25 protein-coding genes, 1 pseudogene and 1 riboswitch are annotated in these 24,703 nt (G+C 71.3%); of the genes and pseudogenes, 14 read left to right on the top strand and 12 right to left on the bottom strand.

Annotated features, from left to right (window positions below):
* The first annotated feature begins 123 nt into the window (after window positions 1-123).
* From nadD to FHX81_RS14220, 7 genes and pseudogenes are all read left to right on the top strand, one after another.
* Complete coding sequence (nadD, locus tag FHX81_RS14250) at window positions 124-717, top strand: nicotinate-nucleotide adenylyltransferase (RefSeq protein WP_141978626.1); 594 nt, start codon at window positions 124-126, stop codon at window positions 715-717.
* Between the two features lie 69 nt (window positions 718-786).
* The gene (gene rsfS, locus FHX81_RS14245; protein WP_141978625.1) at window positions 787-1,173 is read left to right on the top strand and encodes a ribosome silencing factor; all 387 of its coding nucleotides are present in this window, start codon (window positions 787-789) and stop codon (window positions 1,171-1,173) included.
* Window positions 1,170-1,784 carry a histidine phosphatase family protein gene (locus tag FHX81_RS14240; protein WP_141978624.1) on the top strand — a complete coding sequence of 205 codons (615 nt, stop codon included), beginning with the start codon at window positions 1,170-1,172 and terminating at the stop codon, window positions 1,782-1,784. The genes rsfS and FHX81_RS14240 overlap by 4 nt, the downstream gene beginning before the upstream one ends.
* Complete coding sequence (gene octT, locus FHX81_RS14235) at window positions 1,781-2,512, top strand: diglucosylglycerate octanoyltransferase (protein ID WP_170232047.1); 732 nt, start codon at window positions 1,781-1,783, stop codon at window positions 2,510-2,512. The genes FHX81_RS14240 and octT overlap by 4 nt, the downstream gene beginning before the upstream one ends.
* Window positions 2,513-2,523: 11 nt before the next feature.
* Window positions 2,524-3,366, top strand: a complete 843-nt coding sequence (locus tag FHX81_RS14230) for a DegV family protein (protein ID WP_141978622.1) — start codon at window positions 2,524-2,526, stop codon at window positions 3,364-3,366.
* An 86-nt stretch (window positions 3,367-3,452) separates the two neighbouring features.
* The gene (locus tag FHX81_RS14225) at window positions 3,453-4,184 is read left to right on the top strand and encodes a ComEA family DNA-binding protein (RefSeq protein ID WP_141978621.1); all 732 of its coding nucleotides are present in this window, start codon (window positions 3,453-3,455) and stop codon (window positions 4,182-4,184) included.
* A gap of 544 nt (window positions 4,185-4,728) precedes the next feature.
* Window positions 4,729-7,011 (top strand): annotated as a pseudogene (locus FHX81_RS14220) (DNA internalization-related competence protein ComEC/Rec2); the annotation flags it as partial.
* 632 nt (window positions 7,012-7,643) lie between these two features.
* Here the strand turns inward: FHX81_RS14220 and thrC are convergent.
* On the bottom strand, window positions 7,644-8,906 hold the full coding sequence (thrC, locus tag FHX81_RS14210) for a threonine synthase (protein ID WP_141978620.1): 1,263 nt from the start codon (window positions 8,904-8,906) through the stop codon (window positions 7,644-7,646).
* An 11-nt stretch (window positions 8,907-8,917) separates the two neighbouring features.
* Window positions 8,918-9,033, bottom strand: a riboswitch (SAM riboswitch).
* A gap of 96 nt (window positions 9,034-9,129) precedes the next feature.
* On the opposite strand from thrC, the gene holA reads away from it, so the two are divergent.
* Window positions 9,130-10,113, top strand: a complete 984-nt coding sequence (holA, locus tag FHX81_RS14205; RefSeq protein WP_141978619.1) for a DNA polymerase III subunit delta — start codon at window positions 9,130-9,132, stop codon at window positions 10,111-10,113.
* 251 nt (window positions 10,114-10,364) lie between these two features.
* Here the strand turns inward: holA and rpsT are convergent, their stop codons facing one another.
* Complete coding sequence (gene rpsT / locus FHX81_RS14200) at window positions 10,365-10,625, bottom strand: 30S ribosomal protein S20 (protein ID WP_141978618.1); 261 nt, start codon at window positions 10,623-10,625, stop codon at window positions 10,365-10,367.
* 128 nt (window positions 10,626-10,753) lie between these two features.
* Window positions 10,754-13,033, bottom strand: a complete 2,280-nt coding sequence (locus FHX81_RS14195; protein WP_170232046.1) for a glycoside hydrolase family 3 N-terminal domain-containing protein — start codon at window positions 13,031-13,033, stop codon at window positions 10,754-10,756.
* 147 nt (window positions 13,034-13,180) lie between these two features.
* Here FHX81_RS14195 and FHX81_RS14190 point away from each other — a divergent pair, with 147 nt between their 5' ends.
* A complete protein-coding gene (locus tag FHX81_RS14190) occupies window positions 13,181-13,984 on the top strand; it encodes a TSUP family transporter (protein ID WP_246107810.1) in 804 nt (267 codons plus the stop codon).
* Here FHX81_RS14190 and FHX81_RS14185 read toward each other — a convergent pair.
* The 3 genes from FHX81_RS14185 to FHX81_RS14175 all read right to left on the bottom strand — a co-directional run bounded on the left by FHX81_RS14185 (window position 13,953) and on the right by FHX81_RS14175 (window position 15,963).
* Window positions 13,953-14,723 carry a VOC family protein gene (locus tag FHX81_RS14185; protein WP_246108255.1) on the bottom strand — a complete coding sequence of 257 codons (771 nt, stop codon included), beginning with the start codon at window positions 14,721-14,723 and terminating at the stop codon, window positions 13,953-13,955. The genes FHX81_RS14190 and FHX81_RS14185 overlap by 32 nt on opposite strands.
* Window positions 14,724-14,825: 102 nt before the next feature.
* Entirely contained in the window at window positions 14,826-15,041 is a 216-nt protein-coding gene (locus FHX81_RS14180; protein ID WP_141978614.1) for a type II toxin-antitoxin system antitoxin, read from the bottom strand.
* Window position 15,042: 1 nt separating this feature from the next.
* Window positions 15,043-15,963, bottom strand: a complete 921-nt coding sequence (locus FHX81_RS14175) for an SPFH domain-containing protein (RefSeq protein WP_425473819.1) — start codon at window positions 15,961-15,963, stop codon at window positions 15,043-15,045.
* A gap of 120 nt (window positions 15,964-16,083) precedes the next feature.
* On the opposite strand from FHX81_RS14175, the gene FHX81_RS14170 reads away from it, so the two are divergent.
* Genes FHX81_RS14170 through FHX81_RS14160 form a run of 3 tightly spaced genes read left to right on the top strand, consistent with a single transcriptional unit; the run spans window position 16,084 to window position 18,038 of the window.
* Window positions 16,084-17,193: a winged helix DNA-binding domain-containing protein gene (locus FHX81_RS14170; RefSeq protein WP_141978613.1), complete on the top strand. Its 1,110-nt coding sequence runs from the start codon at window positions 16,084-16,086 to the stop codon at window positions 17,191-17,193.
* A 4-nt stretch (window positions 17,194-17,197) separates the two neighbouring features.
* A complete protein-coding gene (locus FHX81_RS14165) occupies window positions 17,198-17,656 on the top strand; it encodes a GNAT family N-acetyltransferase (RefSeq protein WP_141978612.1) in 459 nt (152 codons plus the stop codon).
* Window positions 17,657-17,669: 13 nt separating this feature from the next.
* On the top strand, window positions 17,670-18,038 hold the full coding sequence (locus FHX81_RS14160; protein ID WP_141978611.1) for a VOC family protein: 369 nt from the start codon (window positions 17,670-17,672) through the stop codon (window positions 18,036-18,038).
* On the opposite strand, the gene FHX81_RS14155 is transcribed toward FHX81_RS14160, so the two are convergent.
* From FHX81_RS14155 to FHX81_RS14140, 4 genes are all read right to left on the bottom strand, one after another.
* Entirely contained in the window at window positions 18,015-18,611 is a 597-nt protein-coding gene (locus FHX81_RS14155; protein ID WP_141978610.1) for a class I SAM-dependent methyltransferase, read from the bottom strand. The genes FHX81_RS14160 and FHX81_RS14155 overlap by 24 nt on opposite strands.
* Before the next feature lie 207 nt (window positions 18,612-18,818).
* A complete protein-coding gene (locus tag FHX81_RS14150) occupies window positions 18,819-19,490 on the bottom strand; it encodes a hypothetical protein (protein WP_141978609.1) in 672 nt (223 codons plus the stop codon).
* Complete coding sequence (locus tag FHX81_RS14145) at window positions 19,487-20,680, bottom strand: AAA family ATPase (RefSeq protein WP_141978608.1); 1,194 nt, start codon at window positions 20,678-20,680, stop codon at window positions 19,487-19,489. Before FHX81_RS14145 ends, FHX81_RS14150 begins: the two co-directional genes overlap by 4 nt.
* Window positions 20,681-20,740: 60 nt before the next feature.
* Window positions 20,741-21,175 (bottom strand): type II toxin-antitoxin system PemK/MazF family toxin, encoded by a 435-nt coding sequence (locus tag FHX81_RS14140; protein ID WP_211363482.1) that lies wholly within the window; start codon window positions 21,173-21,175, stop codon window positions 20,741-20,743.
* Between the two features lie 102 nt (window positions 21,176-21,277).
* On the opposite strand from FHX81_RS14140, the gene lepA reads away from it, so the two are divergent.
* Both lepA and FHX81_RS14130 read left to right on the top strand, forming a co-directional pair.
* Window positions 21,278-23,125, top strand: coding sequence for a translation elongation factor 4 (gene lepA, locus FHX81_RS14135; protein ID WP_141978605.1), 1,848 nt, complete (start codon window positions 21,278-21,280; stop codon window positions 23,123-23,125).
* Between the two features lie 116 nt (window positions 23,126-23,241).
* The gene (locus tag FHX81_RS14130) at window positions 23,242-23,814 is read left to right on the top strand and encodes a Uma2 family endonuclease (protein WP_141978603.1); all 573 of its coding nucleotides are present in this window, start codon (window positions 23,242-23,244) and stop codon (window positions 23,812-23,814) included.
* A gap of 55 nt (window positions 23,815-23,869) precedes the next feature.
* On the opposite strand, the gene FHX81_RS14125 is transcribed toward FHX81_RS14130, so the two are convergent.
* Together FHX81_RS14125 and FHX81_RS14120 are read right to left on the bottom strand one after the other, a co-directional pair.
* On the bottom strand, window positions 23,870-24,091 hold the full coding sequence (locus FHX81_RS14125) for a hypothetical protein (RefSeq protein WP_141978601.1): 222 nt from the start codon (window positions 24,089-24,091) through the stop codon (window positions 23,870-23,872).
* Window positions 24,092-24,211: 120 nt separating this feature from the next.
* On the bottom strand, window positions 24,212-24,637 hold the full coding sequence (locus FHX81_RS14120) for an HD domain-containing protein (protein ID WP_141978599.1): 426 nt from the start codon (window positions 24,635-24,637) through the stop codon (window positions 24,212-24,214).
* Window positions 24,638-24,703: the final 66 nt, after the last annotated feature.

The raw sequence follows: 24,703 nt of genomic DNA, 5'->3' as shown, positions 1-24,703 counted from the left end.
GGGTCGCGCGATCCGCGGATGCGGCCCACTCCCCCCGGGGCCGCGACGGGGAGACGAGTGCGCGGGCGGCCTTTCGGGGAGCGACCGGCCGCCCGCGCACCACCCGAACTAGGCTCACGTCCCATGTCGAACCGGCGGATCGGCGTCATGGGTGGCACCTTCGACCCGGTGCACCACGGCCACCTGGTGGCCGCCAGCGAGGTCCAGGCCCGCTTCGACCTGGACGAAGTCGTCTTCGTGCCCACCGGCCAGCCGTGGCAGAAGAGCGAGCGCGAGGTCAGCGCCGCCGAGGACCGGTACCTGATGACGGTCATCGCCACCGCCTCGAACCCCCGGTTCTCGGTCAGCCGGGTCGACATCGACCGGCCGGGGCCGACGTACACCGTCGACACCCTCACCGACCTCAAGGCCACCCACCCCGACGCCGACCTGTTCTTCATCACGGGTGCGGACGCGCTGGAGCAGATCCTGTCCTGGCGGCGGGCGGACGACGTGTTCAGCCTCGCGCACTTCATCGGCGTCACCCGACCGGGTTACGAGCTGGTCGACACGCACCTGCCGCCGGGCGCGGTGTCGCTGGTAGAGGTGCCGGCGATGGCCATCTCGTCGACCGCCGTGCGCGCCCGGACGGCCTCCGGACTGCCCGTCTGGTACCTCGTGCCGGATGGTGTCGTTCAGTACATCTCCAAGCGCCGGCTTTACTCGATGCCGGACTGAGCGCGGTCGCCGGTACCCTCATTGACTCGTGCGGGCGTAACGGCGCCCGCCGGTGTGATGAGGAGTGACGTGGCAGCCACCGACGAGGCACGACGGTTGGCGCTGGTCGCCGCGAACGCGGCAGCCGACAAGAAAGCGCACGACGTGATCGTGCTCGACGTGTCCGACCAACTGGTGATCACGGACTGCTTCGTGATCGCCTCCGCTCCGAACGAGCGGCAGGTCGGCGCGATCGTGGACAACGTCGAGGAGAAGTTGCGCGAGGCCGGGCGCAAGCCGGTCCGCCGTGAGGGCGCGCGCGAGGGTCGCTGGGTCCTGCTGGACTTCGTGGACGTGGTCGTGCACGTCCAGCACGTCGAGGAGCGCACCTTCTACGGCCTGGAGCGGCTGTGGAAGGACTGCCCGCGCATCGAGTTCGACGCCGGGCCACCGGCCGACGAGGTCGCCGAGGTATGACCCTGAACCGGCTCGTGCTGTGGCGGCACGGTGAGACCGACTACAACGCGACCGGCCGCATGCAGGGCCACCTGGACTCGTCGCTGACCGAGACCGGGTGGAACCAGGCGCGGTTCGCGGTGCCGGTGCTCGCCGGGTTCACACCCGAGCTGGTGGTGGCCTCCGACCTGCACCGCGCCCGGGACACCGCGACCGTGTTCACGAACGCGACCGGGGTCGGCCTGCGCGTCGACGAACGGCTGCGGGAGACGCACCTGGGCAAGTGGCAGGGGCTGACCTCGGCCGAGATCGAGGTGGAGTGGCCGGGCGCGCTGGACCTGTGGCGGGTCGACGGCACCCTGGCGCCCCCGGACGGCGAGACGCGCGTGGAGGTCGCCGAGCGCGCGCTCGCCGTGGTGGCCGAGGTGGACGAGGAGTTCTCCGGCACGGTCATGCTGTGCGCGCACGGCGGCCTGATCAGCGCGTTGACCGGCCGTTTGCTGGAGCTGCCGGTCGACCGGTGGGCGCTGCTGGGCGGCATCGGCAACTGCCACTGGACGGTGTTCACCCGCCGGCCGCAGGGCGACGGCAGGTGGCGGTTGTCGTCGTACAACGCCGGAATCACCCGGTGAGACTGCTCGTCCTCGGCGATTCGCTCTCGTTCCACGGTCCGCGGGGACCGTTGCCGGCCGACGACCCGGGGTTGTGGCCGAACGTGGCGGCGTCGGCGTTGGGCGGGCACGCGGAGCTGGCGGCGGGGTTCGGCTGGACGGCCCGGGACGCGTGGTGGTCGTTGACCGGTGACCCCAGGGTGTGGTCGTTGCTGCCGCGCACGGACGTGTTGGTGCTGGCCGTGGGGCACATGGACACGTTGCCGTCGCCGTTGCCGACCTACCTGCGGCAGGGGCTGCGCTACCTGCGGCCGGACGGGGTGCGGCGGCGGGCGCGCGCCGGGTACCGGACGTTGCAGCCGGTGCTGTCGCGGGCGTTCTGCGGGTATCCGGTGGCGCTGCCGCCCCGGTTGACGGTGCGTTACCTGAACGACTCGGTGCGTGCCGTGCGTGCGCTGGCACCGGGCACCAGGGTGGTGGGGATGACGCCTTCGGTGCACTGCTCGGCTGCTTACGCCGGTGTCCACAGTGGGCGTGCGGCGGCCGAGCGCGCGCTGCGCTCGTGGGCCGAGGGGGCGGACGTGCCGCTGCTGGACGTGCCGCCGTTGGTCGGTGACCACGTTCGGTCACGGCGGGGCAACCCGGACGGCATGCACTGGGGTTGGGAAGGGCACGAGCTGGTCGGGCGGGCCATGGCGGAACTGATCAGGTCCGTGGCGGTCGGCCACTCGGGTGCGGCGGAGCCGTAGTCTCGGCTCTCGTGTCCACCACGATCGTCACCGACTCCACGGCGTACCTGCCCGAGGGGTTCGCCGAGCGGCACGGCGTCCGGGTCGTGCCGCTGCACGTGGCCGTGGACGGCCGGAGCAGGTTGGACGGGGTGGACTTCGGCCCGGCGGAGCTGGCCGCCGCGTTGGGGGAGCACCGGCGGGTGACCACGTCCCGGCCGACGCCGGGTGAGCTGGCCGAGGTGTACCGGTCCGTGCTGGCGGGGAGCGCGGAGGAGATCGTGTCCGTGCACCTGTCCCGTGACCTCTCGGGCACGTGGGAGGCCGCGCGGTTGGCCGCGGAGGAGGTCGACCCGGTGCGGATCAGGGTGGTCGACTCGCGCGCCACCGGGATGGGGTTGGGGTTCGCCGCGCTGGCCGCGTGCGCCGCGGGTGGGGACGCGCGGTGCGCGGAGGAGGCGGCGGTGGCTGCCGCCGGCCGGGTCAAGATGTTCTTCTGCGTGGAGACGCTCGACCACCTGAGGCGTGGTGGGCGGATCGGGGCGGCGGCGGCGTTGGTGGGGACCGCGCTGGCCGTGAAGCCGTTGTTGCACGTGGACGACGGCCGGATCGTGCCGCTGGAGAAGGTGCGCACGATGGGGCGGGCGATCGCCCGGCTGGTCGACCTGGCCGCTTCCGCGGCGGGGTCCGGGCCGGTCGGTCTGGCTGTCCACCACTTGGCCGCGCCGGAACGCGCGGCGGAACTGGCGACGTTGCTGGACGAACGCGTTCCCGGCTCGACCGGATGCCTGATTTCCGAGGTCGGAGCGGTGATCGGCGCGCACACGGGCCCCGGTGTGCTCGGTGTCGTGGTGCTGCCCGGGGGAGTGTCCTAGCTCTCGTTATCCATGATTGAGGCAGTTATCCACAGATCGCGAACACGAACCCCACTGCCGTCCCGACCCGGCCTACCGTCGATCCCATGTTCGACAAGAACCCGGAAACCACGACCGCCCGCCTGAAGGCCCTCGTTTCCCAGGAACGCGGCAAACACCGCGCATCGGACCCGGAGACCCTGGTGTTCGTCTCCTCGGCCGGTGCCGACCCACCGAACCCCCTGCACCGCGTGCACCGCCTGCTCCGCCGTTGGCTGCCCGAGCCCGCCGTGCCGCATCGCCGCAGACTCCTGCTGGCCGGTGTCATGGCCGGCGTGGCGCTGGCCGTCGCCCTCGCCTTGTGGTGGCAGCGCCCCGTGCCGGAAACCCCACCGGCCCTGCCGGTCGCCGAGGCCGCCGCCGTCACGAGCGCCGAGGAACAGCTGGTCGTCGACGTGGTCGGCCTCGTCCCCACGCCAGGCCTGGTCACCGTCCCGAACGGCGCCAGGGTCGCCGACGCCCTCCGCGCCGCCGGCGGAGCCAATCCCGGAGCCGACCTGACCACCCTCAACTTGGCCCGCAAAGTCGTCGACGGCGAACAGTTGGCCGTCGGCATCCCCGTTCCACAACCGACCAACGCCGCCACCGGACCACTCAACCTGAACACCGCCACCAAAGACCAACTGGACACCTTGCCGGGCGTGGGCCCGGTGACCGCCCAGCGAATCGTCGACCGAAGGCAGAAACGCGGCCCCTTCACCTCCCTGGACCAACTGGGCGAGATCGACGGCATCGGCGACACCAAGTTGGCCAAACTCCGCGACCTGGTCCGCCTCTGATCTGCCGAGCCGGCGATCAGGCGACGCCGTGCCCGGGGGTCGGCGGTGCGGCCGAGGCGGCCGCGAACGGTTCGACGAGGTCGAGGCTGTCGCCTGCCGGTCGTCGACGTCGTGAACACCCGGCCCCGCCGGTTCTCCGCCGACCTCACCCACCAGTAGGAGCCCGCGCGACCTCGTCGTGACGCGGATCGCCGTCATGGGTCGGACCGCGCTGCCCCCGCACGGTGTTCGAGCGGGCCACCGCGTCGGCGCAACGGGTCGTCGATGCCGCGACCGCGATCCCGACGTGCTCGCCGCCCAGCCGAACTCTCCGACGTAGTCGGATCCCGTGCCCATCCACCATCACCTGGAGTCCTCATGCGACCCGAGAACCACCCAAGCGTCACACCGGTAGGCGCTTCCGGCCATCGCCGCCCGCTCACCCGCATCCGCCGCGCACTACGAACCGTGACGGCTCGTCTCGTCACCTTGTCGAGGTCCCGCTGGGTGGGCTCATGATCCGTGGACCTCTCCTCCCGACCGCCGCCGCTTCGAAGGCCGCGTCGTGAACCCCCGCACGCACCTCGTCCCGGCGGCACTGGCGGTGTGGGCGACGGCACTGGCCGGACTGCTCGGCACGTGGTGGGCGGCGCCGGTGGTCGGGTTGGGTGCGGCTGTCGTCGGCGGGTTGGTGTTCCGCGCATGGCGGCCGGCCGCGGTGGCGGTCGTGGTGGCGGGACCGGTGGCGGCGTGCTGGATCGGGGCCCAAGTGCACGGGGCGGTCCACCACCCGTTGCGGGCGGCGGCGGCAGGTGGGGTGGCCGCCACTGTCCACTTCGAACTCGACGATCGGCCGCACGGCTTGCGCAGCAGTGGCTTCGGCTCGCGGGCGGGCGGGGTCGACCTGGTGCTGGTCCGCGGCACGCTCACCGCAGGCGGCCGGATCGCGGTGTTGGCGCCGGCGGCTCGGTGGCAGGATCTCCTGCCCGGTCAGCGGGTCACCGCTCGCGGAACCCTCGCCCCTCCCCGAGGCGGTGAGCTGACGGTCGCGGTGCTGCGCGTTCGTGGACCTCCGCGGGACGTGTCCGAAGCGCCCGTGTGGCAGCGGGTCGCCGAGGACCTGCGTGCCGGGCTGCGGAAGGCGAGCACCGCCCTCGATCCCGAACCGGCCGGGTTGCTGCCCGCGCTCGTCGTGGGTGACACCTCGGCTCTTCCCCCGAGAGTGGTGGAGGAGTTCCGCACGGCCGGTCTCGCGCACGTCCTCGCCGTCAGCGGCGCGAACCTGGCGATCGTCTGCGGCGCGGTCCTGTTGCTGCTGCGGTTGCTGCGGGTCGGTCCCCGCGGTTGCGCGGCGGGGGCGATGGCGGCGCTGGTGGGGTTCGTGGTGCTGGCCGGGCCGGAGCCGAGCGTGTTGCGGGCCGCGGTGATGGGTGCGGTGGCGTTGCTCGCGCTGGTGCTGGGACGGGAGCGGTCGGCGTTGCCGGCGCTCGCGGCCGCGGTGGTGGTGCTGGTGCTCTACGACCCGGAACTGGCCACGGAACCCGGGTTCGGGTTGTCGGTGGTGGCGACGGCGGCGCTGGTGCTGCTCGCGCCGAGGTGGGCCGCGGCGATGAAGGACCGGGGTGTGCCGGTCGGCTTCGCCGAGGCGCTGGCGGTGCCGGTGGCCGCGAACCTGGCGACCGCGCCGCTGGTCGCCGGGCTCTCCGGCCAGGTGAGCCTGGTCGCGGTGGTGGCGAACCTGCTGGCCGCCCCGGTGGTGGCGCCGGCCACCGTGCTCGGTGTGCTGGCCGCCGTGGCGGCACCGGTGCACGAGCCGACGGCCCGGGTGGTCGTCGAAGTGGCCGGGCCGGCGGTGAGTTGGCTGATCGCCGTCGGGCGGCACGCGGCGGCGGTGCCGGGTGCGGCGGTCGGGTGGCCCGGCGGCTGGGTCGGCGGGGCGTTGCTGGCCGGGGTGCTGCTCCTCGGCTACGCGATCACCAGGCTTCGCCGGGTGCGGACGTTGGTGGTGGCGGCCGTGGTCGGCGCGGTGGTGGTGGTCGTGCCGCTGAACGTCGTCTCGCCCGGGTGGCCCGTGCCCGGCTGGTCGGTCGTGGCGTGCGACGTCGGGCAGGGCGACGCCGTCGTCCTGGCGACCGCCGAGCGTGACCGGGCGGTGGTGGTGGACACCGGACCGGACCCGGCGCCGGTGCTGTCGTGCCTGCGTCGGCTCGGGGTGCGGCGCATCCCGCTGGTGGTGCTCAGCCACCTGCACGCCGACCACGTCGGCGGGTTGGCCGCGGTGATGGCGGAACGGAGCGTGGGCGCGGTGGCGGTGGGGCCGTCACGGCAACCGGAGTGGGCTTGGGAGGAGGTGACGGAACAGGCGCGGGCCGCCGGGGTCCGCGTGGTCGAGCTGGGCGCCGGGCAGCGGCTGAGCTGGCCGGGCCTGCAGCTCGACGTGCTGGGTCCGCGCGTGGACCCGGTTGGCGGGACGAACACGGCGGTCAACGACGCGTCGCTGGTGCTGCGGGCCTCCACCGCGGCCGGGCGGGTGCTGCTGACCGGCGACATCGAGCTGGCCGGGCAGGCGGACCTGCTCGGCGGGCACGTGGACCTGCGGGCCGACGTGCTCAAGGTGCCGCACCACGGGTCGCGGTACTCGTCACCGGCGTTCCTCGCGGCCGTGCGGCCGCGGATCGCGCTGGTCAGCGTCGGCGCGGGCAACCGCTACGGCCATCCCAGCGGGGTGCTGGTCGACGCGTTGACGAGCCGGGGCGCGCTGGTGCTGCGCACCGACCGGGACGGCGACACCGCCGTCCTGGCCGGCCCGGACGGGCCGCGGGTCGCCCGCAGGGGAGGCGGCCCTCCGCACCACGGACAAGGGGAGAACGATGGGGAAAGACGTCTGGATCCGATTGCACTCCGGCTGGTCGCCGCGAGGCGACAACCGGGCCGTGGCCTGGGTGCTGTGGCAGCCCGGGTACACCGCGCAACCGTGGCCGCGCACCGAACTGCGGCCCGCTTTCACCTACTACGTGTGCGAGAAGCTGCCCGACGGCGTTCGCGCCGTGGTCGCCAGGGCCACCACCACCGCCGTGATCGGACTGGCGGAGGTCCTGTCGGCGGACTCGGCGTACCGACTGGTCGCCGACGCGTTGTTCGACGACGACCTCGCCATACCGCCGGAGGAGTGGCATGCCGAGCGCTACAACCGGGAGAAGGCGGACAGCGCCTGGCCGCAGTTGCTCACCGCCTGGCGCGTGGTCACCGAACCGGTCGGCCCGCACGTCCTGCCCGAGCTGACCGCGTTCCCGCGCACCGGGTGGCTGCGGTCGTCCCGGATCTCGCTGTGACCGGCACCGCGTCCACGCGGACGGGCGGTGGCGGGCGACCAGGGGGATCGGCACCCAGGCGAGCGCCGCCGGGGTGAGCCGGGCCGTGTCGCCCGTGGTGCCGTCCGGTCGGCCGGAACCGCGGTCCGGCCGACCAGACGGCGACGGGTCAGTCCTGGAGTGCCTTCAGGACGGCTTCGGCCGACGGCGGGACGTTGGCGCGCGGGCCGACGCGGTCGCCCAGGGCGTCGAGGGTCTTGAGGCCGTCGCCGGTGATGAGGAGCACCGTCTCGCCGTCCGGGTCCAACTGGCCGGTCTCGATGAGCTTCTTCGCGGTGGCGACGGTGACGCCGCCGGCCGTCTCGGCGAAGATGCCCTCGGTCCGGGCCAGCAGGCGGATGCCCTCGACGACCTCTTCGTCGGTGACGTCCTCGATCGCGCCGTTGGTGCGGCGGACGGCGTCCAGCACGTAGGGGCCGTCGGCGGGGGCGCCGATCGCCAGCGACCGGGCGATGGTGTCCGGGCGGACCGGGGAGACCACGTCGTGGCCCGCCTTGAAGGCGGCCGAGACGGGGGAGCAGCCGGTGGCCTGCGCGCCGAACACGCGGTACGGGGTCTGCTCGACCAGGTCGAGCTCGCCCAGCTCGCGGAAGGCCTTGTCGACCTTGGTCAACTGGGAGCCGGACGCGATGGGCACCACGATCTGGTCGGGCAGCCGCCAGCCGAGCTGCTCGGCGACCTCGTACCCGAGCGTCTTGGAGCCCTCGGCGTAGTAGGGGCGGACGTTGACGTTGACGAACGCCCAGTCCTCGTGCTCGGCGGCCAGTTCCTGCGCCAGCCGGTTCACGTCGTCGTAGTTGCCGTCGACGGTGATGAGGTTGCCGCCGTAGACGGCGGTCATGAGGATCTTCGCCTGCTCCAGGGTGGACGGCACCAGCACCACCGACTGCCAGCCCGCGCGGGCCGCGGCGGCGGCGACGGCGTTGGCCAGGTTGCCGGTGGAGGGGCAGGCGAGGACCTTGAAGCCGAGCTCGCGGGCGGCGGCGAGGGCGACGCCGACCACGCGGTCCTTGAACGAGTGGGTCGGGTTGCCGGTGTCGTCCTTCACCCACACCTTGCGCACGCCCAGGGCCTTGGCGAGGCGGTCGGCCTCGACCAGGCGGGTGCCGCCGGGGTTGGTGTTGGGGTGCGACTCGACAGTGGACGGCACGGGGAGCAGGCCGCGGTAGCGCCAGATCGACCGGGGGCCCGCCTCGATGTCCTCACGGCGGACCCGACCGAAGTCGTAGGCCACTTCCAGCGGCCCGAAACACTCGAGACAGGCGTACTCCGGAGCGAGCGGCGTCTCGTGACCGCACTCGCGACACGACAGCGCGCGGGCGGGACCGAGGTCGAAGGAGGTGGTGGCCGAGGGCACACTGACAGCAGTCATCGCGAGGTATCTCCTCATCTTTCCCGCGCGTCGCGGGTCGGAATTGGCACCGTGGTCGCCAGCGGATGCTGTGCGACGGGTTGCCGGGGCTTCTTCGGGCCGATCCCTCTGCCCCTCTGGATGAGCGGTATTCAGTTGTGCCCTCAACTTACGTCACCATCCCGACCCGCAGCCAGAGACGTCCACCATCCGGACGCCCGGCGGGCGTGGGAGGATCGCGCCCGTGAGTGCGCCCGCTGACACGCCCGACGCCGTGCACCTGGTCATCGGCGAGGAGGAGTTGCTGGTCGAACGTGCCGTGCGCGGTGCGTTGGCGGCGGCGCGGAAAGCTGATCCGCAGGCCGACCTGACCCGCGTGCGCGTGACCGATCTCACCCCGCCTGAGCTGGCGGAACTGGTGAGCCCGTCGCTGTTCGCCGAGGGCCGGGTGGTCGCGCTGGAGGCCGCGCAGGAGTGCGGCAAGGAGATCGCCGAGGCGGTGGTCGCCTACGCCAAGGCGCCGGCGGACGGGGTGACGCTGGTCGTCGTCCACAGTGGCGGTGGGCGCAGCAAGGCGGCCAAGGACCTGCCCGGGTTGCTGCGCAAGGCGGGCGCCGCGGTCACCGAGTGCCCCAAGATCACCAAGGCGGCGGACCGGGAAGCGTTCGTGCGCAACGAGATCCGCGCGGCGGGCGGCGGCAAGGCCGACCCGGAGGCCGTGGCGGCGCTGATCGAGGCGATCGGGTCGGACCTGCGCGAGTTGGCGGCGGCGGCTTCGCAGCTCGTCGCCGACACGGGCGGCAAGGTCGACGCCGAGGCGGTCCGCCGCTATCACCGGGGTCGGGCCGAGGTGACCGGGTTCGCGGTCGCGGAGAAGGCCGTGATGGGTGACCGGGCCGGCGCGCTGGAGGCGTTGCGGTGGGCGTTGCAGCTCGGTGTGCCGCACGTGCTGGTCGCCGACGCGCTGGCCGACGCGGTGCGCACGATCGCGCGCGTGTCCGCGGTGGGCCGGGGCGACCCGTTCAAGCTGGCGGGCGAGCTCGGCATGCCGCCGTGGAAGGTGAAGAAGGCCCAGGGCCAGTCACGCGGCTGGGAGGACCGGGGGCTCGCGGCGGCGATGACGGTGGTCGCCGACCTGAACGCCGACGTCAAGGGCGTCGCCGCCGACTCGGGCTACGCCCTGGAACGCGCCGTCCTCAAGATCGTCGCCGCCCACGGCCGCCGCTGATCGGCCGGCTGACGGGCTGTCGGCTGCGGCTGGGGGCTGCGGCTGGGGGCTGCGGCTGGGGACTGACGAGCTGTCGGCTGTGGCCGGCGGGCTGCCCCGACCGCCTGCGGTTGATCGGCTGTCGCTGTCGGGCGTCGCCGACCGGCTGTCCCGGCTGTCCCGGGCGGTGTCTTGGTGGACGGTGATCGGCCCGTGAACGGGAAGTGCCGCCCACCCCGAGGGGTGGGCGGCACTCCGGCGTGAGGACCAGATCAGAGCTGGTTGGCGCGCCGCGCCAGCGCCGACTTCTTGTTGGCGGCCTGGTTGGCGTGGATCACGCCCTTGGTGACGGCCTTGTCGAGCTTGCGGGAAGCCTCCTGCGCGAGCGCGGTGGCCTTCTCCTTGTCACCGGCCTCGGCGGCCTCACGGAACTTGCGGATGGCGGTCTTGAGGGACGACTTGACGGCCTTGTTGCGCAGGCGCGCCTTCTCGTTCGTCTTGATCCGCTTCATCTGGGACTTGATGTTCGCCACGCGAAAGCCACCTTTTCCTCGGTCTCGGAGTCGCACCGCGCTTGTCACCGGCTCCGCCCCATGAAGGGGCGGTTTTCCTCCACAGCGGAATGCCGCACGGGTACGGCCCAGAAGGGTATCAGGGCAGCTCACCGCACCGTGAATCGAGCCCTCTCGGCACCGACCACGACGTCGTACGCGCCCCTGGCCACCTCGGGCTTGCCCGAGCCGTCCACATCACCCGCCGTCACCGCGAGCCGCCGCACGTCGAAGGACACCTCGACCGTCCGCGACTCGCCCGCCTTCAACGTCACGCGCGTGAAGCCGACCAGGCGCTTGTCCGGCGTCAGCACCTTGCTCACGGGCTGGTGCACGTACACCGGCACGACGAGAGTGCCGTCACGCCCACCGGTGTTGGCCGCGGTCACCGACACCGTCACCTGGCCGTCCCTCCGCACCTCGGCGGACTTCAGCGTCGGCGCGGACGTGGTGAACGTCGTGTACGACAGGCCGTGACCGAACGCGAACGCCGGGTCGTACCCCGAACCGGCCGCCGTGTTCGCGCCGCGGAGCTGGTCGTACGAGAACGGCTGGTCGCCGACGGTCTTGGGCCACGACACCGGCAGCTTCCCGCTGGGGTTCACCGCACCGAACAGCACGTCGGCGATGGCGCTGCCGCCCTCGGTCCCGGGCAGCCAGCCCGCGACCAGCGCCGGCGCGTCCGCCACCGTGCCGAGCACCTGCGGCCGGCCGGTGAGCAGCACCACCACGACCGGCTTGCCCGTCGCGCGCACCGCGTCCACCAGGCCCTGCTGGTCGGCGGTCAGCGCGGGTTCCTCGGTGTCCGCCTCGCCCTCCGCGCCCGGGTCCTCACCGAGCACGACGACCACCGCGTCGGCGTCACCGGCCTGCGCCACCGCGTCCGCTCGGGTGGTGGCGCTCACGACGTTCGCGGACGGCGCGGCGGCCTTGATGCCCTGGAGCACGGTCACCGCGGGCGGCGCGGGTGACCCGGCGGGCACGCCCTGCCAGCCGACCGACCAGCCGCCGAGCTGCCGGGCCACGGAGTCGGCCGAGTCGCCGGTCACCACGAGCTTGCGCGCGCCGGTCGACAGGGGCAGCACCCCCTCGTTGCGCAGCAGCACCGTGCTCTCCGCCGCCGCCTGCCGCGCCAACGCCCGATCCGCCCCGTTCACGATCGCGTCGGCCTTCGCCGCGTCCACGAACGGCCGCTCGAACAGCCCCAGCTCGAACTTGAGCGTCAGGATCCGCCGCACGGCCTGGTCGATCCGCTTGCCGGGGATCGCGCCGCTGCGCACGCCCGCCAGCAGGCCCGAGGTGAACCCGGCCGCGTCCGACGGTTCCATCGCCATGTCCACGCCCGCGTTGACGGCCATCGCGATGGCTTCCTCGTAGTTCGCCGCCACGTGGTAGCGGTCGACCAGGAACCGGATGTCCTCCCAGTCGGTGATCGCCACGCCCCGGAACCCCATCCGGTCGCGCAACTGCGTGGTCAGCAGGTACTTCGACGCGTGCGCGGGCACGCCGTTCACCGCGCCGGAGTTGATCATCACGGTGCCCACGCCCGCGTCGAACTGCGGCTGGAACGCGGGCAGCACGGTGTCCTGCAGGTACCGGATCGGCAGCTGGGCGGGCGCGCGGTCGTGGCCGTTGAACGGCTCCGAGTAGCCCGCGAAGTGCTTGGCGGTCGCGGTCAGCTTCGCCGTGCCGTCGGTCGGGTCGGACTGCTGGCCGCGCACGTTCGCCGCCGCCAGCGCACCGGCCAGCACCGGGTCCTCGCTGTAGGTCTCGTAGTAGCGGCCCCAGCGGGTGTCGCGGGCGATGTCGGACACCGGCGCGAAGTTCCAGAACACGCCGGTGGCGCGCATGGCGCGGCCGGTGGACGCGCCGAGCTTCTCCTGCAGCTCCGGGTTCCACGTCGCGCCCAGGCCGATCTGGTGCGGGAACATGGTGGCGCTGAGCACGTTGTTGTGCCCGTGCACGCCGTCCGCGCCGTAGATCAGCGGGATCCGCAGCCGGCTGTGGTCCAGCGCGTACTTCTGGATCGCGTTGGTCATCTCCGCCCACGCCCGCGGCGTGTTCGGGTTCGGTGCGTCACCCCCGCCGGACAGGATGGACCCGACCTTCGCGTCCTCCAGCACGGCCTCCATGCAGTCCTCGCGCAGCGGACCGGGGTTCCACTCGCAGTTGCCGCGCAGCTTGCCCAGCCGGATCTGGGTCATCTGCCCGACCTTCTCCTCCAGCGTCATCCGCCTGAGGAGGTTGTCGACGCGTCGGTCGACCGGCGCCCGCGCGTCCTGGTAATCCTGACCGGCCGGCTCCATCACGCCGCTGGCCTGCGCGCCGGTGACCAACAGGGTCAGCGTGACCAGCGCGGCGACCGCGGTCCGCTTGCGGGATCTCAACACCGAGAGCCTCCAGGTCGATCGGGGAACACCCGCGAACACCCTTCCTGTGTGAATCCGCGCACAACAGGGCTGAACGGCCCATTCTGGGAGCGCTCCCATCGCGGTAAGGGGTGAAATGCAGTACGCCCGTCTTGTTTGATGTGCCGTGTGACCGCCGCACTCGACTGGCCCGGTTTCGGGAACGTCTCGCTCGCCGCCCTGTTGTTCCTCTGCCTGGCCGCCGTCCTCGCCGGCGCGGTCGACGCCGTGGTGGGCGGCGGCGGGCTGATCCAGTTGCCCGCGCTGCTGCTGATCGGACCGGGCGGCCAGCCGCTGTACGCGTTGGCCACCAACAAGATCGCGTCCGTGGTCGGCACGGCGGCGGCCGTGCGGACCTACTCGCGGCAGGCCGCGATCGACTGGTCCTCGGCGCTGCCGATGGCGGGGGCGGCGTTCGCGGGCGCGGTGGGCGGCGCGGCGTTCGCGGGCGCGCTGGCACCCGGTGTGCTCAACGGCGTGGTGCTCGTCGCGCTGGTCGGCGTCGGCCTCTACACGTGGCGCAAGCCGGAGCTGGGCGTGGCGGAGGCACCGCGGTTCACGCGGTTCGCGCAGATCGCCGTGATGGCGCTGGGCGGCGCGGTGATCGGCTTCTACGACGGCCTGGCCGGGCCGGGCACGGGCGCGTTCCTGGTGTTCCTGCTCGTGGGCCTGGTGGGGTTCGCGTTCCTGCGTGCCTCGGCGACGGCCAAGGTCGTGAACGTGGCCACGAACCTGGGTGCCCTGCTGTACTTCATCCCGGCCGGGAAGGTGCTGTGGGGCTTGGGCCTGGTGCTCGCGCTGTGCAACGTCACCGGCGCGGTGTTCGGCGCTCGGCTGGCCGTGCGGCGCGGGTCGGCGTTCGTGCGCCGGGTGTTCCTCACCGTCGTGGTGGCGCTGGTGGTCAGTCTGGGGTGGAAGGCGGCGGTTGGATGACCCGGAACGTCGCGCCCATCGGGTCGCCGACCGTGGTGAACCGGCCGAACCGCGACTCGGCCACGTCGCCGACCGTGATGCCGCCCAGCTCCCGCACCCGGCGGACGGCCGCGTCGGCGTCGGTCACCGCGAAGTAGGTCATCCAGTGCGGCGGGATCTCGGCGGGGATGTCGTTGGCCATCCCGAACACACCCGCCACCGCGCGGCCCTCGACCCGCAACTGCGTGTACGGGAAGTCCGGCAACGGGTCCAGCCCGACGTCGAACACCTGCTGGTAGAACTCGGCCGCGCCGAACGGGTCGCGGGTGGCCAGCTCGTTCCACACCACCGAACCCGGCTCGTTCACCACGTACGCGCCGATGTGCGTGCCCGCCTCCCACAGGCCGAACGCCGCGCCGTACGGGTCCACCGCGATGGCGCCGCGCCCCGGCCCGCCGGTGTCGAACTCCGGCACGAGCACCTTGCCGCCGTTGGCGTTCACCTTCTCCAGCGACTCGTCGAGGTCGTCGGTGGCCAGGTAGGTCGTCCACACCACGGGGAACATCACGTCCGACGGCATCTCACCGAACCCGGCCACGGGCCGCCCGCGCACCAGCGCCATCGTGTAGTGCCCGGTCTCCGGGCCGCCGATCTCGAAGTCCCAGCCGAACAAGCCGCCGTAGAACTCCATGGTGGCGTCGCGGTCGGTGGTCATCATGTCGACCCACGCCGGTGTGCCCTGCGGGTACGGGACGTCCATCTCGCTCACCCGGCCAACAGTCGCACCAGCGCCTGCGCTCCGCGAGTTGATCACCGCGCGGGAACGCCGCCGGCGGGAGTGGTCCGCGCCGACGGCGTCCGGTCATCCGTCCCGGCTCTCCCCGTCGTCCTTGCGGGGTCGGCCGCGCTTGGGTGGCGCGGCGGCCCCGGTGGGCAGCCGCCCGGCTTCGGCGAGCGCGCGGCGCAGCAGGAACTCGATCTGCGCGTTGGTGCTGCGCAGCTCGTCGTTCGCCCACCTCGTCAGCGCGTCGTGCACCGCCGGGTCGAGGCGCAGCAGGACGCTCTTGCGCTCGGCCACGTCAGGTGTACAGCGACCCGGCGTTGACCACGGGCTGGGTGGATCGGTCGCCGCAGAGCACGACCAGCAGGTTCGACACCATCGCCGCCTTGCGCTCCTCGTCCAGTTCCACCACGTCCTCCTCGGCGAGCCGGTCCAGCGCGAGCTGGACCATGCCGACCGCCCCCTCCACGATCCGCGACCGCGCCGCGACCACCGCGCCCGCCTGCTGGCGCTGCAGCATCGCGTGCGCGATCTCCGGAGCGTAGGCCAGGTGCGTGAGGCGGGATTCGATCACCTTCACGCCGGCCGCCTGCACGCGGGCCGCGATCTCCACCGACAGCGTCTCGGTGATCTCGTCGGCGTTCTCCCGCAACGACAACCCGGTGTCGTCGTGGTTGTCGTAGGGGTAGCTGGTCGCGATGTGCCGCACCGCGGTCTCGGTCTGGATGCCGACGAACCGCACGAAGTCGTCCACCTCGAACATCGCCCGCGCGGTGTCCTCGACCTGCCACACGACCACGGCGGCGATCTCGATCGGGTTGCCGTCCGCGTCGTTGACCTTCAGCGTCGCGGTCTCGTGGTTGCGGATCCGGGTCGACACCTTCGCCTTCGTGGTGAACGGGTTCGCCCAGCGCAGGCCGTCCTGGCGGACGGTGCCGGTGTAGCGGCCGGCGAACTGGAGCACCCGCGACTCGCCGGGGGCGACGGTGAACAACCCGACGGACACGACGACGGTGGCGACGAGCACCAGCGTGCCGGCCACGATCGCCGGGACGCTGGGCCCGTCGTCGCCCGGGATCGAGCCGAGCGTGATCAGCGCCGTGCTCGCCAGCGCCCCGACCACCACACCCGCGAGCACGCCCCACCCCGATGGCGCGCGTGCTTCCTTCTCCCGGACCACCGGGACCGGCATCTGCACCGCAACGTCCGTGACGTCCACGTTCCACCCCTCGATGTCATATCGCCTGCTTAGCAAAGTGATATCACTTTTTGGGGGTGCGGGCAAGTCGGCGGCAAGACGAGGACAGGAGCTGACCGCGATGGGACCTACGGTGGGCGCATGACCCCGGTACTGAGCCGTCGCGCCCTCGGTCGGGCCACGCTGGCCCGCCAGTTCCTGCTCGCCCGCACGGACGCGACCGTGCCGGAGGTCGTCACGCACCTGGTCGGCCTGCAGGCCCAGACGCCGCACACCTGGTACACCGGCCTGTGGACGCGGATCGACGGCTTCACGCCCGACCGGGCCGCGGACCCGCTGGTGAACCGCGACCTGGTGCGCATCGCCGTGATGCGGTCGACGATCCACCTCGTCACCGCGCGGGACGCGCTCGCGCTGCGCCCGGCCGTCCAGCCCGCCCTCGACCGCGACCTGTTCCGCAACTACACCCACGGCCGGGACATGCGCGGCCTGGACGTCGACGCGGTGGTGGCCGCCGGGCGCGCGTTGCTGGCCGAGGAACCGCGCACGAACAAGGAACTGGGCGCGCTGCTGCACGAGAAGTGGCCCGACCGCGCGCCCTCGTCGCTGGCGTACGCGATCCGGTGCCTGGTGCCGCTGGTGCAGGTGCCGCCGCGCGGGGTGTGGGGCCGCAGCGGCTCCATCGCGCACGCCGGCGCGGAGACGTGGCTGGGCGCGCCCGTGGTCGACAAGCCGTCGGTGGACGACCTGGTGCTGCGCTACCTGGCCGCGTTCGGGCCCGCGACGGTGAAGGACGTGCAGACCTGGTCCGGTCTCACGAGGCTGCGCGAGGTGGTCGAGGGGTTGCCGCTGCTGCGGCTGCGCGACGAGGACGGCCAGGAGCTGTTCGACCTGCCCGACGCGCCCCGGCCGGACGAGGACGTGCCCGCGCCGCCGAGGTTCCTCTACGACTTCGACAACGTGCTGCTCTCGCACGCCGACCGGCGCCGGGTCGTCACCGCGGACGTGCGCGCGCGGAACTACGACCCGCACGGGCCCGTGCCGCAGTTCTTCCTGGTCGACGGCGTCACGGCGGGTGACTGGAAGCTGGACCGGACCAAGGAGGTGGCCACGCTGGAACTGCGGCCGTTCCGCCGCCTGCCCGCGCCCGACGAGGTGGAGCGGGAAGCCGCGCGCCTGCTGGCGTTCCTCGCGCCGGACGTGCCGCGGCACGAGGTCCGGACAACCTCACCGGCGGCGCCGCGTCCCTGACAGCATGGGGACGATCACCGTGCGCCCGCCGCGGGCGGAGGACAAGTGGCCGCTCGTCGACGTCCACGTCAAGGCCCGGCGCAGCTACTACGAGGGTCACGTGCCCGAGGCGGAGCTCGCCGAGTGGGAGCGGTCGGCGCGGGCCACCGGTTACGTCTTCGACAAGCCCGACCGGATCTGGCTGTGTGCCGAGCTGGACCAGGTCTTCGCCGGGTTCGCCCTGGTCACGCCGGCCGGTGACCTGTTGCAGCTCCAGGTCGCGCCGCGGTGCTGGGGCAGGGGCGTCGGCCACTCGCTGCACGAGGCGGCGATGGACGCGCTGCGCGACCTGGGCGTCACCACCGCGCGCCTCCACGTGTTCGCCGAGAACCACCGCGCGCGGCGCTTCTACACCGACCACGGCTGGCGCGAGACCGGCCGCGACGGCGACCACGTCCGAATGGCGCTGGAGCTGCGCGTGTGATCGCCTGGGCACCGTGGAGATCCTGAGCAGCCGCGTCCTCCTGCGCTCCCGCGACCCGGAGCGCGTCACGGCGTTCTACCGGGACGTGCTCGGCCTGGCCGTCTACCGCGAGTTCCCCGGCGGCACGGTGTTCTTCCTCGGCCAGGGGCTCCTCGAGGTGTCCGGCACCTCCACCGGGCAGGCCACCGACGCCACGCAGCTGTGGTTGCAGGTGCGCGACCTGCGCCGGGCCGCCGAAGACCTCGCCGAGCACGTCGTCCGCCCCGCCCGGCGCGAGCCGTGGGGTCTGGACGAGCTGTGGGTCGCCGACCCCGACGGCCGGCCGATCGTGCTGGTCGAGGTGCCCGCCGACCACCCCCTACGCCGGGACGTGCGCGACTAGCTGCACCGCGGGCCCGACCACGCCGCCGTACTGGTGCAACGACGTGCGCACCCCGGTAAACCCGGCCGCCTCGGCCTCCCGGATCAGGTCGTACTCCGAGGTGTCGAGCACCCGCCGGTGCACCGAGACGACCAGCCTGCCGCCGGGACGAAGCACGCGGGCCAGCTCGTGGAACGCGGCCGGCCGGTTGCCCCAGAGCTGGAGGTTGTTCACCGAGACCACCACGTCCACCGAGTCCTCGGGCTGGCCGGTCCGCGTCGCCGCGCCCTCGCGCAGCTCGACCCGGCCCGCCACGATCAGCTCCGCGCACCGCGTGCGCGCCTCGTCCAGCATCACCTGCGACGGGTCGACGCCGATCGCCTTCAGCGCCCGTTCACCGGCGAGCTTGAGCCCGACGCCCGGACCGGGGCCGAGCACCAGCACGACCTCCTCGGGCGTCGGCGCGGCCACGTCGGTGACGTGCTCCTCCACCTTCGCGTTCAGCACGGCCATGACCCGGCCGCCCAGCTCGCCGACCTTGCCCCGGGGGTGGCCGAAGGCCGCGTCCAGCGCCTTCATCAGGTTGTTCGCCATGGCTCCAGCGTCGCGGCGACCCGCTCCCACGGCATCGGGGACGGCCCGGAGACCGGCCCGGAGATCGCACCCCGAGGTCGGTCAGCGCCGGCCGAGCCGCCGCAGCGCGCCAACGACCAGCGAGAACACCCGGTTCGGATGCAGGTGGCGGTGCGGCTTGAAGTCAGGTCGAGGCGGGTTCTCGGTATACGGCACCGCCTCGTCCGCTCAGCTCCGTGGGCCACCCACGAGCGAGTCGATGTCGACTTCCAGTTCGCGCCAGGACACATCGGTACCCGCCGGTGTCGCGAATTCTCCCAGCTCCACTGCCTTGGCCAGGATCTTCGGCGCATCGGACTCGCGGTAACGACGCCCACCCGACTTGCCAACCTCACGCACCATGACCTGTTTGGGGTCATGCACCATCGCGGTGTTCCGGCCATAGTACTTCTTGGGGATGGTCCAGGACGGGTAAGCGGCGGCCACGGCGCGGGGGAACAGGAGCAACCAGGCCTCCATCTCCCAAGTAGCGAGTACGTAGTGCGAGCGGTTGAGACGGGCCGACAGCGCTTGTTGGACGCGCCACCGTGCAGCCGTGCGCTCCGGTGAGTCCACAGCGTCGAAGTCTTCGTGCACGAAGAAGGCGGCAATCGCGGCCTGCTCGCGTGCTGCGCGAGCCTCGGCGAGTCTCACGAGTCTGTCGACCCAGCTGGCGAGATTCTGCGGGCCGGCTTGGCGAAGACGGACCTGTTCGTTGATCTCCACAATCCGCCCACGCGCGTCCGGATGCCGCGATTCGATCGCGATGCGAAGGCATTGCCGGTCGTTGCTGTCCTCTCCGGCGAGCACGATGACGGGCTTCTTGGTGGCACGCTGTGCGGTGCCGGCGCGCCGAGTCAAAGGTCGCCACCCAAAGCGCCGGAGAACCACAGTTCGCCCAATGGCAGGTCGTCGCTGGCCTGTACGATCCGACGCACATCGGCCAGTGACACCGCGGGGATGGCAGAGGATCCGTCGTCCCGTCGTTCGCAGATCACGAACTCTTCCGGGCGAAGCCGGTCCGCCAGAGCGGGAGAATGGGTTGCGATCAGGAATTGACTTCGTTCACTCGCATCGCGGAGCCTTTCGACCAACATCTCGAGTGCTTGGGGATGTAGGCCGTGATCAATCTCTTCAATGCAGGTCAGGGCGGGAGGATCCGGGTCGTACAGCAATGCGAGCAGGCCGAGCAGTCGCACTGTCCCGTAGGATGCGTCGACAAGTGGTGTCGGCCGTCGAAGACCTCTCTCATGGAGGACTACTACCACCTCGTTCGACCCATTCGCCGGGTATTCGAACTCGATCGAGTCCAACTGGGGAAGAGCACGCCGTGCATCCTCCTCCAATTGCTCGAAGGACGACGGGTCGGTCCGGCGCAGCATCAGCATAAAAGATGCAAGATTGCTCGCGTCGTCTTCGAGGTACTCGCGATGACGGGAGATTCGAGCCGGACGACGCGCGGCCGGGACCGCTACATCGAAAACCCGGAACGAGGCCAGTCGGTCTGCCACGGCGGAGACTTCTTCTCCACCTGCGCCGTGAAGGCGCGGCAAAGTGGACAAGCCACTGCTGAACGACTTGATCCCGATCGAGTCCTCGGTTCCCCCGGTGGCCCCCGTGTTGACCACCGTTGCCTGTTGCCCACTGATGGTGATCCTTCTGCCACGTCCTTGGGGCCGCTTGAATTGAAACGCCTCCCGGCGCGACAACACGTCGCCGGTTGATCGCCGGGTTCGAGTGATGCGCAACTCGTACTCGTCGGGTCCGTTGCGACTGCTGTGCGTCGTCCATGTCGCCGTCGCGTTGATTCGAATGCTGGAGGGAGGCTTCTCGCCGCCGTGGAAAACAATCTGGTCGAAACCGCCGCGAGCGTTCAGTGCCGGTTCGAGGTCGGTTCGGATTATGTCTGCGAGAAACTCGAACACCTTGAGGACGTTGGTCTTGCCCGCCCCATTGGGGCCTACTAAGACGGTGAGGTCGCCGAGTGGCAAGTGGATCTTCCGAAGACTTCGGAAATTTTCCACTTCGAGGCTCACCAGTCGCTTGTCCATGGCTTGGACTCTAATGGTCCTCGCGTTCGGATCCGATGCGACTCGCCCGCCTCCGCCGACTCAGCGCCAGCCGAGCCGCCGCAGCGCGGCAACGACCAGCGAGAACCGCTCCGGCTCCAGCACCGAGCCCTCCCGGCGGATGTCGTCCTCGTTCAGTTCGAACACCCGGTCCAGCCGCACGTAGGACCGCCGGCCGTCGCGGTCCCAGCGGCCAGAGCCCAGGTCCAGGCAGTCGTTCACCTCGTGCCGGTCGGGGGTCCTGCTGGTCAGCATCAGGCCGAGCAGCGCCCGGCGGTGGCGGCCGACGACCAGCAGCGGCCGGTCCTTGCCGCGGCCCGGGTCCTCCTCGAAGGGGACCCACGCCCACACCACCTCGCCCGGGTCGGCCAGGCCGTCCAGGTCGGGCGAGTACTCCAGGGTGGCCGCCACCGCGGCCGTGTGGACCTCGCGCACCGCGCCCTTCGCGGGGCGGGCGTCTTCACCGTTCGCGTGCACGGCGGCGAGCATATGGTCTCGGTCACGTACGCGCGGAACGCCACGACGCCGTGACGTGAGAAGATGGGTCGATCCCCCGTCCTTCGTGTGCGAGGAACCTGAGTGACCACGTTCGCCGACCAGACGTTCACGCCTCCGGAGCTCATCCGGAACTTCTGCATCATCGCGCACATCGACCACGGCAAGTCGACCCTGGCCGACCGGATGCTGCAGCTCACCGGCGTGGTCGAGGAGCGGGCCATGCGCGCTCAGTACCTCGACCGCATGGACATCGAGCGCGAGCGCGGCATCACGATCAAGGCGCAGAACGTGCGGCTGCCGTGGCAGGTCGAGGGCCAGGACCACGTGCTGCACATGATCGACACCCCGGGTCACGTCGACTTCACCTACGAGGTCTCGCGCGCCCTGGAGGCGTGCGAGGGCACCGTGCTGCTGGTCGACGCCGCGCAGGGCATCGAGGCGCAGACGCTGGCCAACCTGTACCTGGCGATGGAGAACGACCTCACCATCATCCCGGTGCTGAACAAGATCGACCTGCCCGCCGCGGACCCGGACAAGTACGCCAAGGAGCTCGCCCACATCGTCGGCTGCGAGCCCGAGGAGGTGCTGCGCGTCTCGGCGAAGACCGGCCTCGGCGTCGGCGCGCTGCTGGACGAGGTCGTCAAGCGGGTGCCCGCGCCGGTCGGCGACGCGGACGCGCCCGCCCGCGCGATGATCTTCGACTCGGTCTACGACACCTACCGCGGCGTGGTCACCTACATCCGCGTGGTCGACGGCAAGATCACCCCGCGCGAGCGGATCAAGATGATGTCCACCGGCGCCACGCACGAGCTGCTGGAAGTCGGCATCATCTCGCCCGAGCCGAAGCCGAGCCGCGGGCTGGGCGTCGGCGAGGTGGGCTACCTGATCACCGGCGTGAAGGACGTGCGCCAGTCCAAGGTCGGCGACACCGTCACCTGGGACAAGAAGGGCGCGACCGAGCCGCTGGCCGGGTACCGCGAGCCCAAGCCCATGGTCTACTCCGGGCTGTACCCGGTGGACGGGTCGGACTACCCGGTGCTGCGCGAGGCGCTGGAGAAGCTCCAGCTCAACGACGCCGCGCTGACGTTCGAGCCGGAGACGTCGGCCGCCCTGGGCTTCGGCTTCCGGTGCGGCTTCCTCGGCCTGCTGCACCTGGAGATCACCCGCGACCGGTTGGAGCGGGAGTTCGGCCTGGACCTGATCTCCACCGCGCCCAACGTGGTCTACCGCGTGGTGATGGACGACGGCACCGAGCACGTGGTGACCAACCCGTCCGACTGGCCCGACGGCAAGCGCGCCGAGGTGTACGAGCCGGTCACCAAGTGCACGATCATCGCGCCCAGCGAGTACATCGGCGCGATCATGGAGCTGTGCCAGTCCAAGCGCGGCCAGCTCGGCGGCATGGACTACCTGTCCGAGGACCGCGTCGAGCTGCGCTACACCATGCCGCTCGGCGAGATCATCTTCGACTTCTTCGACGCGTTGAAGTCGCGCACGCGCGGGTACGCGTCGCTGGACTACGAGGAGTCGGGCGAGCAGGACGCGGACCTGGTGAAGGTGGACATCCTGCTCCAGGGCGAGCCGGTGGACGCGTTCAGCGCGATCGTGCACAAGGACCACGCGTACGGGTACGGCACCAAGATGGCCAGCAAGCTGCGCGAGCTGATCCCGCGGCAGCAGTTCGAGGTGCCGATCCAGGCGGCCGTGGGCGCGCGCGTGATCGCCCGCGAGACGATCCGCGCCATCCGCAAGGACGTGCTCGCCAAGTGCTACGGCGGTGACATCACCCGCAAGCGCAAGCTGCTGGAGAAGCAGAAGGAAGGCAAGAAGCGGATGAAGATGGTGGGCCGGGTCGAGGTCCCCCAGGAAGCCTTCGTCGCCGCCCTGTCCACCGACGATTCCGGCGGTAAGGACAAGGGCAAGAAGTAGTACCACCGGCCAAATCCGCGCCGATCGGCACATCTTCGGGTGACCGGTCGGCGCGGATCGCTGTTTCCGGGAGTTTTCTCCGCCATGGTTGGCGCACCAACCGGGAGGAGGGGACCATGACCGTCATGGTCGAACACGAAGGCAGCTCCTACACGGTCGAGGACCTGGAGGGCATGCCTGATGACGGACGCCGTTACGAACTCGTCGACGGGCACCTGCTCGTGAGCCCGGCACCGGGGTACCGGCATCAGAAGATCGTGCTGAAGCTCGGCGCGTTGCTGGATGCGAGCTGCCCGGAGGATCTCGCCGTGTTGCCGGCACCCTTCGCCGTGCAGCCGAGCGGAAAGACCGAGTTGCAACCGGACTTGCTCGTCGGTCGTCACGCCGACTTCACCGAAAAGTTGTTGCCCGTCGCCCCGTTGCTGGCAGTGGAAGTGCTCTCACCGAGCACGGGTATTCGCGATCTCACCATCAAGAAGAACGCGTACGAGCGGATGGGTGTGATCAGCTACTGGGTGATCGATCCGCAGGAACCCGTGCTGGCGGCGTTCGAGCTCGACCCCGAGGGCTGCTACCGGCAGGTGGCCGAGGTGCAGGGGGAGAAGCCGTTCGACGCGACGCTGCCGTTCCCGGTGCGGGTCGTGCCGGCCGAGCTGCTCGGCACGCTGTGGGATGGCGAGTCGGAATGACGAAAGGGCCCCCAGGACGCCCCTGTCCTGAAGGCCCTCACAAGGGTGCGGCGGATCAGCCGTGGTTGCGCAGAGTGGTGCTCAGCGCCTGGCGGCGGAGGATCGCCTCGATCTCGCGAGCCTCGTGGCTGGAGTGCCGGGCGAGGATGGCTTCCATGTCCATCCGGGCGCTCGGGGTGTCGTAGGCGGCCAACTCGCGGTTCAGGTCCGCTTCCCGCTTGCGGATCTGCCGCCGGGTGGCGAAGTACGTGCGAACGGTCTCCAGAAGGGTGGTCATGTCGCCTTTCGGTCGTCCATCTGTATCGGTTCACCTACAATGATGCCGCACGTCAGGGGCTTGCGCGACCAAATATGACGTGATCTCCGCCGCAAGTGTCACGAGGGCGTGAAGGCCGCGTCACCGGCCTAGGACGTCCAGTGCCCGGGAGTACTTCGCGCGCAGTCGGTCCTGGGTGGCGGTGTCGAGGAGGGCCAGTCGCGGCGGTGAGGTGTTGTCGGCGATGTCGGCCCGCTTCACGGCCACCGCGACCGGGTCGGCCAGCACCCGCGCGAGGTAGTCCTCCTGCGCCTCGCCGTCACGGTGGGTCAGCACCAGGACGGTCGCGACCACCTCCGGCGGGCACCCGGCGGCGAGCAGGTCGTCGGCGGTGACGGAGGTGTCCTCGACGACGTCGTGCAGCACGGCCGCCATGCGCGCGTGCTCGCCGGACACCCGGCCCATCACCCGCAGCGGGTGGCCGATGTAGGGCTGGCCGGACTTGTCGACCTGCCCGTCGTGGGCGGCCCGCGCGATCCGGATCGCGTCATCAACGGTGAACGTCATCGGATCATTGTTCACACCCTTGACAACCCCCAGTGGTCTAGTCCATTTTTCGAGTGGCCCACCTCA

It is taken from the genome of Saccharothrix saharensis (genome assembly GCF_006716745.1).
Lineage (GTDB): Bacteria > Actinomycetota > Actinomycetes > Mycobacteriales > Pseudonocardiaceae > Actinosynnema > Actinosynnema saharense.
The sequence above is the reverse complement of the archived record's forward strand: the minus strand, read 5'-3'. Positions and strand labels throughout refer to the sequence as shown.

Bases quoted from the DNA above. Each gene is read 5' to 3' on its own strand.
- nadD (WP_141978626.1), top strand. From the start codon at position 124: ATGTCGAACCGGCGGATCGGCGTCATGGGTGGCACCTTCGACCCGGTG.
- FHX81_RS14240 (WP_141978624.1), top strand. From the start codon at position 1,170: ATGACCCTGAACCGGCTCGTGCTGTGGCGGCACGGTGAGACCGACTAC.
- FHX81_RS14225 (WP_141978621.1), top strand. From the start codon at position 3,453: ATGTTCGACAAGAACCCGGAAACCACGACCGCCCGCCTGAAGGCCCTC.
- thrC (WP_141978620.1), bottom strand. From the start codon at position 8,906: ATGACTGCTGTCAGTGTGCCCTCGGCCACCACCTCCTTCGACCTCGGT.
- FHX81_RS14185 (WP_246108255.1), bottom strand. From the start codon at position 14,723: ATGGACGTCCCGTACCCGCAGGGCACACCGGCGTGGGTCGACATGATG.
- FHX81_RS14170 (WP_141978613.1), top strand. From the start codon at position 16,084: ATGACCCCGGTACTGAGCCGTCGCGCCCTCGGTCGGGCCACGCTGGCC.
- FHX81_RS14165 (WP_141978612.1), top strand. From the start codon at position 17,198: ATGGGGACGATCACCGTGCGCCCGCCGCGGGCGGAGGACAAGTGGCCG.
- FHX81_RS14155 (WP_141978610.1), bottom strand. From the start codon at position 18,611: ATGGCGAACAACCTGATGAAGGCGCTGGACGCGGCCTTCGGCCACCCC.
- FHX81_RS14145 (WP_141978608.1), bottom strand. From the start codon at position 20,680: ATGGACAAGCGACTGGTGAGCCTCGAAGTGGAAAATTTCCGAAGTCTT.
- FHX81_RS14130 (WP_141978603.1), top strand. From the start codon at position 23,242: ATGACCGTCATGGTCGAACACGAAGGCAGCTCCTACACGGTCGAGGAC.
- FHX81_RS14125 (WP_141978601.1), bottom strand. From the start codon at position 24,091: ATGACCACCCTTCTGGAGACCGTTCGCACGTACTTCGCCACCCGGCGG.
- FHX81_RS14120 (WP_141978599.1), bottom strand. From the start codon at position 24,637: ATGACGTTCACCGTTGATGACGCGATCCGGATCGCGCGGGCCGCCCAC.